This is a genomic window from Bradyrhizobium sp. USDA 4354, from assembly GCF_054060315.1.
The window spans coordinates 7,762,435-7,775,284 of sequence record NZ_JBSSDC010000001.1; the positions used below are offsets into that span (position 1 = coordinate 7,762,435).

The following is a 12,850-nucleotide window of genomic DNA, read 5'->3' on the forward strand; positions in this document are numbered from 1 at the left end:
GCACGACCGTCATCCTGAGGTGCGCGCCCTTGCGCGCCTCGAAGGATGGGCCGCGGGCGCTTGTGGCCCATCCTTCGAGGCTCACCTTGCGATGCGATGCATCGCAAGGTGAGCACCTCAGGATGACGTCAGTGGGTGTAGTTTGCAGTAGCCCGGAGCGCACCGGTCGTAGCCCGCATGAGCGAAGCGACATGCGGGAGCGGTCGCCCCGGATATCGCTTCGCTCATCCGGGCTACGAGCTAAATCCTACATCCCGCTGAGGCCGCTATCGACCGCGAGGGTCTGCGCGGTGACGTAGACGCTTTCGTCCGAGAGGAAGAACAGCACCGCATAGGCGATCTCCCACGCGGTGGCCTGGCGGCCGAACGGGATGTGGCCCTTGCCGCGGTTGGGGCGGCCGGCGCCGGCTTCGCGGCCATTGGGGGTATCGACGAGGCCGGGATAGACGAGGTTGGCGCGGATGCCACGGTGCGATCCGAGATGGGCGATGTTGCGCATCAGGCCGCCGAGCGCGGCCTTTGAGGAATCGTACACCGCCATCTGCGATCCCGCTTTCAGCGCGGCGATGGATGAGATGAAGACGATGGCGCCGCCATTGTCGAACCTGGGCATCGCGGCGCGGCAGCACAGCATGGGGCCGCGGACGTTGACGTCGTAGATCTTGTTCCACTCATCGGGGCTGACGGCATCGAGCCCGGTCTTGCCGAAGGTACCGATGTTCAGCACCATGCCGTCAAGCCCGCCCATGGCGCGGTGCGCTTCGTCGATCATGCGGACGACATCGGCCTCCGAGGTGACGTCGGCCGCGATGGCAAAGCCCTCGCCGCCTTCGTCGGTGATGCGCTTGACGGTCTGTTCGGCGGAGCTGCGGTTGAGATCGGCGACCGCGACCTTGGCGCCCTCGCGCGCGCACAAAATGCTCATGGCGCGGCCGTTGCCGATCGGGTCGGTCGCGGCATCGAACACGCGCTGGCCGCCGCCGACGATCAGGATGCGGCGGCCCTTCAGGCGTCCTCTGCCCGGCGCTTCGCCCGAGGACTCCGCGCTCAGCGGACGGACGTAGCGCTCCGGCTTGGTCTCGGTATCCGTCATCTCAGCCGCCCTGCTTCTTGCCGCCGTCATAGACCTTCATGCCGGCGGCGGGATCGAGATCGGTCTCGGTCGCCTCGGTGAGCCGCGCCATCATCATGTAGAAGCCGAGGGCGACAATGGATTCGACGATCTCCTGATCGCTGAAATGCGCGCGAGCAACCGCGAAGGTCGCTTCGGGGACGCGGACGTTCTCAACCACCTCGCGGCCGAACTTCAGCAGCGCGCGCTCGGCATCGCTCAAGCCGACGGCATCGTAGTCTGCGCGCTCCACCGCATCGATCTGCGCTTGCGTGCAGCCGACGCCAAGCGCGATCGGCACGTGCTGGCGCCATTCATAGGCGCCGCCTTCGAGCTGGGCGGCTTGCAAGATCAAAAGCTCGCGGTTGACGGCAGAGAGCTTCTGCTTGTGCAGGATCGAATTGCCGAGCCGCATCGCCGGGATCATGTTGGCCTCGGCGTGGGCCATCATGCGGAAGATGTTGAGCTTGACCGGCATGCGGTCGAACGAGGCGCGGATGTCGCCGCTCGTCGTCTCCGGATCAATCAGGGGCAGCCTTGCCACGCGTCTCTCCCTTGGGCTTTCGTTTCTTGTTGTCGGTATCGTTGCCCGCCGCGATCAGCGACAGGAAAAAGGCGAGATAGCGGTCGATCGCCTCGATCACCTTCGGCCGCGGCGACGGCACCGCGCCCATCACGTAATGCTCGAGGCGGATGTAGATCAGCCCGGCGGCGAACAGCCGCGCGGTCTCGCGCGGATCAGTGGTCGAGATCAGGCCCGCGAGCGCAAAGCCGCGGAAATAATCCGTCATCATGCTCTGCTCACGCGCGTAAAAGTGGTCGGCGAATTTGGCGCGGATACCGGGCACGCGGTTGCGCTCGGCGGTGATGACCTTCTGGAATTGGTGCTCGCGCGGATCGGACCATTGCTCGACGAGGTCGAGCGCAAACTGCCGGCAGAATGCGGCGGGCTGGCGCGCGAGCTCCCTGTAGCGCGGCTCCTCCAGTCGGCTCGCCGAGCTTGCCGGACCGTGCTCGCTCACGATCGCTTCCAGGATCGCGGCCTTGCCGGGGAAGTGATTGTAGAGGCTGCTCTCGCGGATGCCGACGCGGCGCGCGAGCTCGCGCATCGAGGCGCCGCCATAACCGCTCTGCGCGAACAGATTGAGCGCCTCGGTGAGGATGCGCTCGCGGGTGGTAGGCGCAGCCGCTTCCGCCGCGCTGGAGGTGTGGACAGCCATGCGCCTTGACTAACGAACGATCGTTCGATAGTCAACCAGGCGAACGATCGTTCGTTTCGCCGATCTGGCGGCAATGATCGCGGCCCGCAAGATCGCTTTCGGGCGCTGTTCTCGCGTTTCAACTCCGCTCCATCGAGAGGCGGAGAGCAATTTAGGGAGACGACGTTATGGCGCGCTTTGCCCGCCCTCGCCTGGCCGCGGCTTGCATCCTGTTGCCGCTGCTCGTGGCCAGCACCGCCTCTGCTCAAAGCACGAAATACGATCCCGGCGCCGACGACAAGACCATCAAGATCGGCACCACCGCGCCGCTCAGCGGCCCGGTATCGGCGTTCGCGCAGATCGCGAAATCGGCGGAGGCTTACTTTCGCAAGGTGAACGACGAGGGAGGCATCAACGGACGGCGCATCCAGATGATCATTGCCGACGATGCCTACAGTCCGCCCAAGACGGTGGAGCAGACGCGGCGGCTGGTCGAGAGCGAGGAAGTGCTGCTGATCTTCGGCGGCGTCGGCACGCCGACCAACAGCGCCGTCCACAAATATCTCAACGACCGCAAGGTGCCGCAGCTGTTCCTGGGCTCGGGCGCGGCGAAGTGGGACGACCCCAAGAACTTTCCGTGGACCGTCGGCTGGCAACCGACCTATCGCGACGAGGCGATCGCCTACGCCAAATACATCAAGGCCAGCCACGCCAATGCCAGGGTCGGCGTGCTCTACCAGAACGACGATCTCGGCAAGGACTATCTGAAGGCGCTGGAGGAAGGACTCGGCAGCGGCGAAGCCATCGTCGCGCGGGCGGCTTACGAGACCTCGGCACCCACGGTCGACACCCAGATCCTGCAATTAAAGACTGCAGGCGCGGATGTCGTGCTGGTCGCGGCGACGCCGAAATTCGCGGCGCAGGCGATCCGCAAGATCGGCGAGATCGGCTGGAAGCCGGTCACCATCATCTCCAACGTCTCGGCCTCGATCAGCGGCGTGCTGGAGCCGGCCGGCAAGGACAATTCCACCGGCGTCATCTCCAGCCAGTATCTGAAGGATGCCACCGACCCGGCGCTGAAGGACGATGCCGGCTACAAGGAATGGCTGGCGTTCATGGACAAGTACCTGCCCGAGGCCAACAAAAGCGACTGGCTCAACGTCTACGGATACACCATCGCGCAGACGCTGATGGCGGTGCTGAAGGCATCAGGCAACGACCTCACCCGCGCCAACATCATGAAGCAGGCGACCACACTGAAGGACGTGCGCCTGCCGATGCTGATCAATGGCACCGCGGTGAACAATTCACCCGAGCGGTACACGCCGATGACGAGCCTTCAATTGATCCGTTTCGACGGCACGCGCTGGGTGCCGTTCGGCGATCTCCTGAAGAACTGAAGCATGCGGCAGATCAAGATCGGCAGCATGCGGGTCGATCTCGTCAGCGAGATCCCCGCGCTCGCCTTCGACAAGACCTGGCTGTTCGCCAACGTCACGGACGCTGACATCGCGGAGAACCGCAGCTGGCTCGATCACCGCTATATCGAGCCGGAGACCGGCCGCTTCATCCTCAGCCACCACTCCTATCTCGTGCGCACGCCGCGCTGGACCGCCATTGTCGACACCTGCTGCGGCAACCATAAGAAGCGGCCGCGGGTGCCGGCCTGGAACGATCTCAATCAGCCGTATCTCGAAAACATGCAAGCGCTGGGTGTCGCGCCCGAACAGGTCGATTTCGTGATGTGCACACATCTGCATGTCGATCACGTTGGCTGGAACACACGTCTCCTCGATGGTCGCTGGGTGCCGGCCTTCCCCAACGCGCGCTATCTGATGGGACGCGAGGAGTACCGGCATTTCGAGGCCGCGCACAATGCCGGACCAAAGAGCCCGGTGAACCACGGCTCGTTCGTGGATTCTGTGCTGCCGGTGGTCGCCGCGGGTCTTGCCGAGTTCGTCGAGACCGATCACCGCTTGTCCGACGATCGCGACGCCGCCTTACGCTTCGCGCCGGCGCCGGGCCACACCGCCGGCAACATGCAGATCCACCTCAATGGCGGCCACGATCACGCGGTGATGTCGGGCGACGTCATCCATCATCCGATCCAGTGCGCGGCGCCGTGGCTGACCAATGCCGCCGACGTCGATCCGGCCGCGGCGGTCGCGACGCGAATGGCGCTGCTGGAAGAGCTCGCAGACACGTCGAGCTATCTGCTGACCGGTCATTTTCCGGCGCCGACCGCGGGGCGCGTGATCAGGCACGGCGAGGCCTATCGATTTCGTTTCGAGGATTAGGGGGAAACCATCATGAAGTTCAGGACCGTCACGCTTTCATTGCTCACATTGCTGTCGGCCGCGCTACCGGCACGCGCCGAGGACCCGGCTGCCTACCCCACGCGCAAGATCAAGATGCTCCTACCCTATGCGGCCGGCGGCGGCGGCGACGTGGTCGGCCGGCTGCTTGCGGAGAGGATGAGCAAAACGCTCGGACAGAGCATCTATATCGAGAACCACACGGGCGCGGCCGGCACGCTCGGCACGCAGATGGTGGCGACGTCTGCCAATGACGGCTACACCATCACCGTCGGCGGCATGACCACGCATGTGCTGGCGCCGGCGATCTATCCGAAGCTGCCCTACAATTCGATCAAGGATTTTACGACAATCGGGCGCATCGGGACCTCCTCGATCATGCTGGTGGCAACCAAGGACTTTGCTGCCAATGACATCAAGGGCCTGATCGCGCTGGCCAGGAAGGGCGAGCCGATCCAGTACGGCAGCTGGGGCGTCGGCTCGACCGGGCAATTCTGCGCCGAAATCCTGATGCAGCAGACCGGCATCAAGATGGACCATGTGCCGTTCAACGGCATCGCGAAGCTCGCCGGCGACCTGCTCGGCGGCCACATCTCGCTGGCAACGCTCGACGTCGCCACCGCAACGCCGCTGGTGAAGGACGGCTCGATCAAGGCGCTGGCCGCCTGCGGCGAGCGTTCGCCGAGCCTGCCTGATATCGCCAGTTACAAGGAACAGGGCGTGGCATTCGACCGCAGCCTGTCCTGGGCGATGTATGCGCCCGCGGGCCTCGCGCCACCGATCGCGAGGAAACTATCGGCGGCGCTGCAAGACGCACTCGGCGATGCCGAGGTCAAGGAGAAGCTGTTGAAGCTCGGCATCACGGCGCAATTCGTCTCCGGCGAGGAGCAGCGCGACATCAACGCCCGCGACATCGCGGCCTGGAAGCAGGTTGCCAAGGACGCCGGCATCGAGGTCAAGTGAGCAGGTTGACAACAGGAGCGCGGGCATGAGTCGCATCTTCGGCGCGGTGCGCCAGAACGGATATGTGGTGCGGGACATCCACGCCGCGATGAGGCACTGGATCGAGGTCATGGGCGTGGGTCCCTGGTACTACATGGACCGGGTCAAGACCGACTGGTTCCGCCATCGCGGCCAGGATTCCGCGGTCGAGATGAGCATTGCGCTCGCCAATTCCGGCGATCTCCAGATCGAGCTGATCCAGCAGCGCAACGACGCGCCCTCGCTCTACAAGGAGTTTCTCGATACCGGGCACGAAGGCCTTCAGCACATGTCTTACTGGAGCCACGACTATCAGGCGCTCTACGACAAGGCGCTCGGCCTCGGTTACAGGATCGGCCATGAGGGCCAGATCGGCGGCGACAAGGGGCGCTTTGCCTATTTCGACACGCAGGCGCATCCGGGAACGGTGATCGAGATCTCCGACATCAGCGGCACCAAGGGACCGTTCTTCGAGAAGGTCCGGCAGGCCGCGGTGAGCTGGGACGGCACGCGGCCGATCCGCGAGGTCGGCGGCGGCCGATCATAGGGACGATCACCGGCAAGATTTACGTCGTTGCCGGCGCGGCAGGGAGAAAACCATGTTAACGTAAGGCCGCGTCCGAACCTTCAGCGAGACTTAAGCATGTCCGACACTGACAAGGTTTTCGCCGGCTCGATCCCAAAACTCTACGACGAATATCTGGTGCCGATGATCTTCGCCGTCTATGCGGAGGACATGGCCCGGCGCGTCGCTGCGTGCTCTCCCTCCGTGCTGCTGGAGATCGCGGCAGGCACGGGCGCGGTGACACGCGCCGTCGCGGCGGCGCTGCCGCGCGGCATCCGCTACGTTGCGACCGATCTGAACGAACCGATGCTCGCGGTTGCCGCGCAGCGCCAGGCGGGTGATGATCGCATCACCTGGCGCCAGGCGGACGCAATGGCCCTGCCCTTCGGTGACGCCGAGTTCGACGTGGTCTGCTGCCAGTTCGGCGCGATGTTCTTTCCGGACCGGATCAAGGCCTACGGGGAGGTGAAGCGAGTCCTGAAGGGCGACGGCACGTTCGTCTTCAACGTCTGGGATCGCATCGAGGACAATGTGCTGACGCATGAAGCGACCGTCGCGCTCGAAAAACTGTTTCCCGACGATCCGCCGCGCTTCATGATCCGGACGCCGCACGGCTATCATGACAAGGCCGTCATCAGGGGCGATCTCGAACGAGCGGGCTTCCGCCACATAGCGATCGAAACCCGATCCGAAATCAGCCGTGCGCCTTCAGCCGAATGTGTCGCCATTGCGCTCTGCCAGGGCACGCCGCTGCGCAGCGAGATCGAGGCACGGGATGCCAGCAAGCTTCAGGCTGCAACCGATATCGTTGCCGAGGCGATCCGGAGGCGCCATGGATCCGGCCCAGTCGAAGGCAAGATCCAGGCGATCGTGATCGAGGCGCGCCCGTAGCTTGCGGGCGTCGACCGACGCAGCACGTCCTTACCAGAAGCCCCGCTGCATCGGCTGCGCCGGCTGATAATACTGGTATTGGCTGCGCCGGCGCGGATTGGCCGGCTGGACGTACGGATCACGCTGCTGGAAGAAGAAGCCGAAGCCGTTGCCGCCGTTGTCCCAGCCGTCGTCGCTGGCGATCATGGCGGGCGCGGTCGGCTTGCGCGTGATGAAACCGCCCTGCGGCTCGTTGCTCAGCACCGCGACGAACTCGGTCCGGTAATTGGTCTCGCTGCTCAGCGGCTCATCCGAGATGATGATCGAGGAGCGCGGCAACGCGGTCGGCCCGATGCGATCCCACACGTCCTGCGGGATCGTGACCCGGTCGAGCGCATTGCGGGCATCGTCGCCGTTTTCGATCGAGACAACGCTCCAGCGCAGACCCGTAGCGGTCTTCGCCATCGCCGTGAAGATATGCGTGCCGAGCGGCAGGTCGGGATTACGGATCGTGACCGGAACCTCGATGCTGGTGTCGAACACCTCGCCGCCGCCGTCGGGCGCCGGCTTGTGTGTGTTCCGCCGCACGTAAAGCTTCTGCGTCGCACGGCTGATGTAAACCGAGACCGGCTCGCCCGCGAGCTTTGCGTCGGTCGCCGCCTTGACGGCGTCGGCTTTCCTGGCCGCGGCCGCCTTCGCGGCTTCCTTCGTGGCAGCCACGGCATCGCGCTTCGGCTGCGCGGCGGCCCTGGCGGCGTCGAGCTGCGTTGCCGCGTCGGCGGCCTTGGCCGCCGCCTTCTGCTTCAACTCCTCCGCCTTGGCGCGGGCCTGATCGTTCCTGGCGTTCGCGAGCGTCTTGTCGGCGAAGGCGAGCTCGGCATCTGCGCGGGCCTTCTGCTGCTCCAGCTTGCGCAGCGCGGCGGGGAGCGAGGCAGCTTCTTTCGCGGCGGCGGACGCGGCCTTCTTGGCCTCGTCGGCTGCCCTTGTGGCCTCCTCGGCCTCGGCGGAGAGCTTGTCGGCCCGAGCGGGCACGGCCGCGATGGCCTCCGGCTTCGGCACGAACAGCGAGGGGTGAGAGAAGTCAGTCGGGACCGTGTCGTATGGCGAGATGATCACCCGCATCCCGATATTCGTCTTGTCGAACAGGTTCTCGGCAAAGCCGAACGGCATGCGCACGCAGCCGTGCGAGGCGGCATAGCCGGGCAGCGGTCCGCCATGCAGCGCGATACCGTTCCAGGTGATGCGCTGCATGTTCGGCATCCAGGCATCGTCATACATGGTCGAGCGGTGGTCCTTGTCCTTCTCGACGATGGCGAACACGCCGGCCGGCGTCTCGCGTCCCGTGGTGCCGGTCGACACCGGCGCGCGCAGGATCCAGCCGTCGGCATCGTAGAAAGTGACCTGCTGGCTCTTGATCGACACGATCGCCATGATCGGATCGCCGGCCACGCGCGGCGCCACCGCCTCGGCGACCTGGCGCGGCTGCTTGGCAGCGGTCGCCGGGGCCGCCGCCGTCAATGCGACCATCGCCGCCAGCGCCACAATTCCGGGAGGCCCCCAACGCCGCATCGCCACGGTGGATTGCGCCGTTGTCATCAGGTTTTTCATGCCATCCTCGGTCGAAATGCCAGTCCGCCTGTGCCGCTCACGTGTCAGATTGGAATCATTGCATTAAGAAGTCGCAGCCGCCTTACGTTCCGTCTGTGGCGAGATTCGGCACGTTCCGGCGACAAATCTTTCATATACGACGGTTCGCGCCCGCGGAAGGCGGCCTTCGGGCGAGGCTGGCCCGGAGCTGGCCTCGATCGCTGCGGCAGAATGTCCGGGTACCTCTTGGTGCAGATGTACGAGCCGACGCCGGGCGGCACGCCCTCCCCGATCCTCGCTAAACGCCGAGAGCCTTGCGGTTCAACGTTCGCAGGAAACGCAGCGACAAGGTTCGCACGTTCGCAACATTCAGCAACCAGGCCGCAGCCCCATAAGCAAGGCCGCCGGCAAGGCTGACGATGACAAGCGACACGAGGCCGGTGCCGCCCGCTTGCGATCGCGCAACCAGAATCGCGGCCGCCATCGCCGCTGCGGAGGCGGCAACGCCGCCGAGACGATTGAACTCGAACGGGACCGGGTGGGCCCGATGCATCAGGACGACGGCAACGAGGAAGCCAATCGCCTCGGTTGCCAGCGTCGCCAGCGCCGCGCCGTAAAGACCGTGAGCCGCGATCAGCGCGAACATCAGGATCACGCTGATCACCAGCGTGAGAAAGGATTGCGCCGCCAGCATGAAGGGCCGCTCGGCGAGCTGGAAGCTGATCTGCACGTAGAACTGATTGGCGATACCGAAGAAGCGGGCGAGCACCAGCGTCGGCAGCAGCGCCGAGACGCCGGCGCGGAAGTCGATGCCGACGAGCGTACCGGCGACCTGGTCCGCCGCAAGCGCGAGCCAGACCGCAACGGGTGCAACGACCACCAGCAGCAGCTCGAGGCTTTCGCTCAGCCGCTCCCGCGTCGTCTCGTTGTTGTGCTCGGATAGTGACCGGAACACCAGCGGCACAGTCGCCGCGGCAACGCTGGATGCGATCATCACCATGAACTGGCGCGGCAGATCGGCGGCAACGCCAAAGATGCCGGCAGCGTCCTTGCCAAGCAGATAGGCGACAATGAGCCGGTCGCAGGCCGAATAGACCGCAACAGACAATCCTGCCAGCGTCAGCGGCAGGCCGTAGCGCGCCAGCTGCAAGAACTGGCTGCGCTGAAACCGCGCGATCTTCGTGCGATCGCCGACGAGGTTCAGGACGATGCCGGTGAGCGACCCCAGGCCGAAGGCGGCGAGCAGCCCCAATCCACCCCAGCCGAGCCAGATGCCGAGCAGACCGAAGCCGACGCTGGAGACACTGCGCACGATCGAGATCGCCGCGAACCGGTAGGGACGCAATTTGGCGCGCTCGAACTCCTGGCCGACATCGACCGCGTTCGCCATGATCGCGACGAAGATGCTGGCGAGCAGCAGCTCGACACTGATGTCGCTACGGAACAGGAAGACCAGCGGGGTGGTGGCACAGAGCACCGCGACCGTAAGGGCGAAGGCGACCATCGCCGTGCCGCGAAAATCGACCTCCGCCGACATCGCCTGATAGCGGGACACCGACAGCTTGATCCAGGCGAAGAAGATCGCGCCCAGAATGCCGGCAAGGCTGATGCCAACGACATAGACGCCGTACTCAGCCGGGCTCAGGAGCCGCGTATAGGCCGTGACAGCGAAGAAGCCCACCGCCGCAGGCAGGATGTAGGCGACCAGATAGATCGAGAAATGGCGGTTCAGCATGCGAGCACGGGACCGGCAGCGGTCTTGCGAGTGTGGCGACGGTTGATCCAATTGGATCCTGGCGGGCGAACGAACTGCGCCGCAGCATCTCTCAAGAGTGTCACATAAGTCTGCAGATCGGGCGGCGAATGAGGTTTTGAAGCGGCTTTCGCGCGTTAGCGTTAAATTTGCCCTGTGCTGAACGGGAGGACCGACAACCCAAAAGAAACCATGTTTCCGCGCGTTCTGCGCGTTTTCCGCTGCCTGGACGTCACAGGCGCTGACGAGGTCCCTCCGGCAACAGTTAACCCAACGACATGAAACCCGGGCGATGCAAGGCGCCGCTTGGTACGAAGGCGCGTTGGTTGCAGAAGGAACGTCCCAACGTGACCAGGCTCGACAGACGCCAATTTCTCCTCGGCAGCGCCGCAGCCCTCGCGGCGGGCGGATCTGCGTCCGCAGTGCCGGCGTCGAAACGCGCCCAGCGCCGCCCCGGCTTTGGCGCTGCGGCGACGCTCTGGGACCTGCAAGCCGATCCGCGGCTCGGCGAGGCCATCAGCACCTATTGCACGCAGGTGGTGCCGGTGCTCGAGCTGAAATGGCCGATGCTGCGGCCGGACGCCCATACGTTCGCTTTCGAGCGCGCCGACGCGATCCTGGATTTCGCGCGAGACAACGACCTGACGATGCGCGGCCACGCACTCGCCTGGTATCATGACATTCCGGACTGGACCAAGCAGATCAAGGCGACCCGCGGCGTCGAGCGCGCCTATCTCGACCACATCGGCACCGTCGTCTCCTACTACAAGGACAAGCTCACGTCGTGGGACGTCGTCAACGAGCCGATCCCGGATAACCCCCGCAGCCCGAAAGACCGGCGCGACACGTTCTGGACGCAGCATTTCGGTAACGGCTGGATTCCGCTGGCGTTCCGAACGGCGGCTGCTGCCGATCCCTACGTCAAGCTCGCGATCAACGAATATGACATCGAATCGGCGAAAGATTCATTCATCGCCAAGCGGGCGGCCTATCGCAACCTCATCATGGATCTGCTCGACCAGGGTGTTCCGCTCCATGCCGTGGGGCTGCAATCGCATCTGCACGCCGAGCTGGAGATCGATACGCACGGGCTTGCCGAATTCGTCACCGAGCTGCGTTCCTGGGGACTCGAGGTGCTCGTCACCGAGCTCGACGTCGACGACCAGAAGCTGACGGGCACTCCGGCGGAGCGTGACGCCGTCGTCGCCAAGCGCGTCGACGATCTGCTGACGGCCATGTCAGCCAGCGGCCCGGTGCGCTCGATCCTGACCTGGGGCATCTCGGACCGGTACAGCTGGATCAACGGCACCTTCGCCCGCAAGGACAAGCAGCCGAACCGCCCCCTGCCGCTCGACGGCGAGTTCAAGCCGAAGCCGTTCATGGACGTCATCAGCAAGTTCACGAAGGACGCTTGAGCAGCTGTCGCTAGCGTGTCTTCGGCACTGCGAGCTCGGGCGCATCTCCGATGTGATCGGGAACCAGGCTCGGGCTGCGACGATCGCGCGAGGAGAGACGGAACACGTCGCGGATGTCGTCGATCGAGGTCGACGAATAGGACTGGATGCAAAGCGCGACCTGCTCGGGCGAGGCCGTGCGCATCATCGCGTCGATAGCCGGGCGGTCGAGCGGCGTATCATCCCAGTGCGAGACCGCGATGCTGTCTTCGGTGATGCGATGTCTCACCAGATGTTCCGGCGAGTTCGCGACGAAGTTTCCGTAAAGCAGATACTCGGAGAATTTCTTCTTCCGGCACAGCGCCAGAGCCCAGCTCAGGCCCGTCGCCGACTTGATCGCGTCGGTCATCGCGCGCGCGGTGTCCTTGTCCCAGACCAGCGCGTTGCCGACATAATCGTCCGCCGGGAACGAGCGCTCCTTGATATCCAGAAGCTGATCGACGGTGCGGAGCCAGAGGCCATGCAAGGGGTGATCGGCGCCGATCGCCTCGCGCGTGACGAACAGCGGCGCCTTCTCGGCGCCGGCATACCGGCCGACATCGAATTCGCGGAAGAACAGATTATCCGAATCCAGGATGCAGACGCGCTGCTCCGGCGCATTGAGGACGCCGGCGATCTTCAGGATCTGCTGGATGTGCCAGCCGTGCACCGGTGACGACAGCAGCGACAGCCAGACGCGCCGGTTACCGAACTGGAGGCTGGGCGGCAGCGCAAACAGCCATTTCGGCAAATAGCGCGAGGCCGGGACGATGACCCTCTTGTCGGAGGCGAACCGCGCGAACAGCGGCACGTCCTCATCGTTAACGAGAACATAATGCCGCGTGTATCCCGTCAGCCAGGTGTCGATGCTCTCGCTGAGCAGCGAAAAGCGTTCGATGTCCTTGGCATAGCTGGCAGTCAGCAGGGCAACGGAATGCATGGGGGGCGCGCTCAAATGGCCATTAGGCCGTAGTCATAGCGGCAATGGCGGACGTTGGAAACTTGCTATCCCAATCAAGGTAAAATGAAACGAAGT

At 64.6% G+C, this 12,850-nt stretch carries 12 protein-coding genes; 6 read left to right on the top strand and 6 right to left on the bottom strand.

What is annotated here, in order from left to right:
- Nucleotides 1–247 precede the first annotated feature (247 nt).
- From ACVIIV_RS36025 to ACVIIV_RS36035, 3 genes are read right to left on the bottom strand one after another with little or no spacing between them, the layout of a single operon-like run.
- Nucleotides 248–1,093 carry an SDR family NAD(P)-dependent oxidoreductase gene (locus ACVIIV_RS36025; protein ID WP_456748442.1) on the bottom strand — a complete coding sequence of 282 codons (846 nt, stop codon included), beginning with the start codon at nucleotides 1,091–1,093 and terminating at the stop codon, nucleotides 248–250.
- Nucleotide 1,094: 1 nt separating this feature from the next.
- Entirely contained in the window at nucleotides 1,095–1,655 is a 561-nt protein-coding gene (locus tag ACVIIV_RS36030; RefSeq protein ID WP_456748443.1) for a carboxymuconolactone decarboxylase family protein, read from the bottom strand.
- Entirely contained in the window at nucleotides 1,633–2,331 is a 699-nt protein-coding gene (locus ACVIIV_RS36035) for a TetR/AcrR family transcriptional regulator (protein ID WP_456748444.1), read from the bottom strand. Before ACVIIV_RS36035 ends, ACVIIV_RS36030 begins: the two co-directional genes overlap by 23 nt.
- A 167-nt stretch (nucleotides 2,332–2,498) precedes the next feature.
- Here ACVIIV_RS36035 and ACVIIV_RS36040 point away from each other — a divergent pair, with 167 nt between their 5' ends.
- From ACVIIV_RS36040 to ACVIIV_RS36060, 5 genes are all read left to right on the top strand, one after another.
- Nucleotides 2,499–3,710: an ABC transporter substrate-binding protein gene (locus ACVIIV_RS36040; protein WP_456748445.1), complete on the top strand. Its 1,212-nt coding sequence runs from the start codon at nucleotides 2,499–2,501 to the stop codon at nucleotides 3,708–3,710.
- A gap of 3 nt (nucleotides 3,711–3,713) precedes the next feature.
- Nucleotides 3,714–4,607 carry an MBL fold metallo-hydrolase gene (locus ACVIIV_RS36045; protein ID WP_456748446.1) on the top strand — a complete coding sequence of 298 codons (894 nt, stop codon included), beginning with the start codon at nucleotides 3,714–3,716 and terminating at the stop codon, nucleotides 4,605–4,607.
- Nucleotides 4,608–4,619: 12 nt separating this feature from the next.
- Entirely contained in the window at nucleotides 4,620–5,588 is a 969-nt protein-coding gene (locus ACVIIV_RS36050) for a Bug family tripartite tricarboxylate transporter substrate binding protein (RefSeq protein WP_456748447.1), read from the top strand.
- Nucleotides 5,589–5,613: 25 nt separating this feature from the next.
- Nucleotides 5,614–6,153 (top strand): VOC family protein, encoded by a 540-nt coding sequence (locus ACVIIV_RS36055; RefSeq protein ID WP_456748448.1) that lies wholly within the window; start codon nucleotides 5,614–5,616, stop codon nucleotides 6,151–6,153.
- 96 nt (nucleotides 6,154–6,249) lie between these two features.
- The gene (locus tag ACVIIV_RS36060; RefSeq protein ID WP_456748449.1) at nucleotides 6,250–7,062 is read left to right on the top strand and encodes a class I SAM-dependent methyltransferase; all 813 of its coding nucleotides are present in this window, start codon (nucleotides 6,250–6,252) and stop codon (nucleotides 7,060–7,062) included.
- A gap of 30 nt (nucleotides 7,063–7,092) precedes the next feature.
- On the opposite strand, the gene ACVIIV_RS36065 is transcribed toward ACVIIV_RS36060, so the two are convergent.
- On the bottom strand, nucleotides 7,093–8,649 hold the full coding sequence (locus tag ACVIIV_RS36065) for a L,D-transpeptidase family protein (protein WP_456748450.1): 1,557 nt from the start codon (nucleotides 8,647–8,649) through the stop codon (nucleotides 7,093–7,095).
- A gap of 277 nt (nucleotides 8,650–8,926) precedes the next feature.
- The gene (locus tag ACVIIV_RS36070) at nucleotides 8,927–10,363 is read right to left on the bottom strand and encodes a lipopolysaccharide biosynthesis protein (protein WP_456748451.1); all 1,437 of its coding nucleotides are present in this window, start codon (nucleotides 10,361–10,363) and stop codon (nucleotides 8,927–8,929) included.
- Nucleotides 10,364–10,728: 365 nt separating this feature from the next.
- Here ACVIIV_RS36070 and ACVIIV_RS36075 point away from each other — a divergent pair, with 365 nt between their 5' ends.
- Entirely contained in the window at nucleotides 10,729–11,796 is a 1,068-nt protein-coding gene (locus ACVIIV_RS36075; RefSeq protein WP_456748452.1) for an endo-1,4-beta-xylanase, read from the top strand.
- Between the two features lie 10 nt (nucleotides 11,797–11,806).
- On the opposite strand, the gene ACVIIV_RS36080 is transcribed toward ACVIIV_RS36075, so the two are convergent.
- Nucleotides 11,807–12,754, bottom strand: coding sequence for a DUF6492 family protein (locus ACVIIV_RS36080; RefSeq protein ID WP_456748453.1), 948 nt, complete (start codon nucleotides 12,752–12,754; stop codon nucleotides 11,807–11,809).
- Between the last annotated feature and the right edge of the window lie 96 nt (nucleotides 12,755–12,850).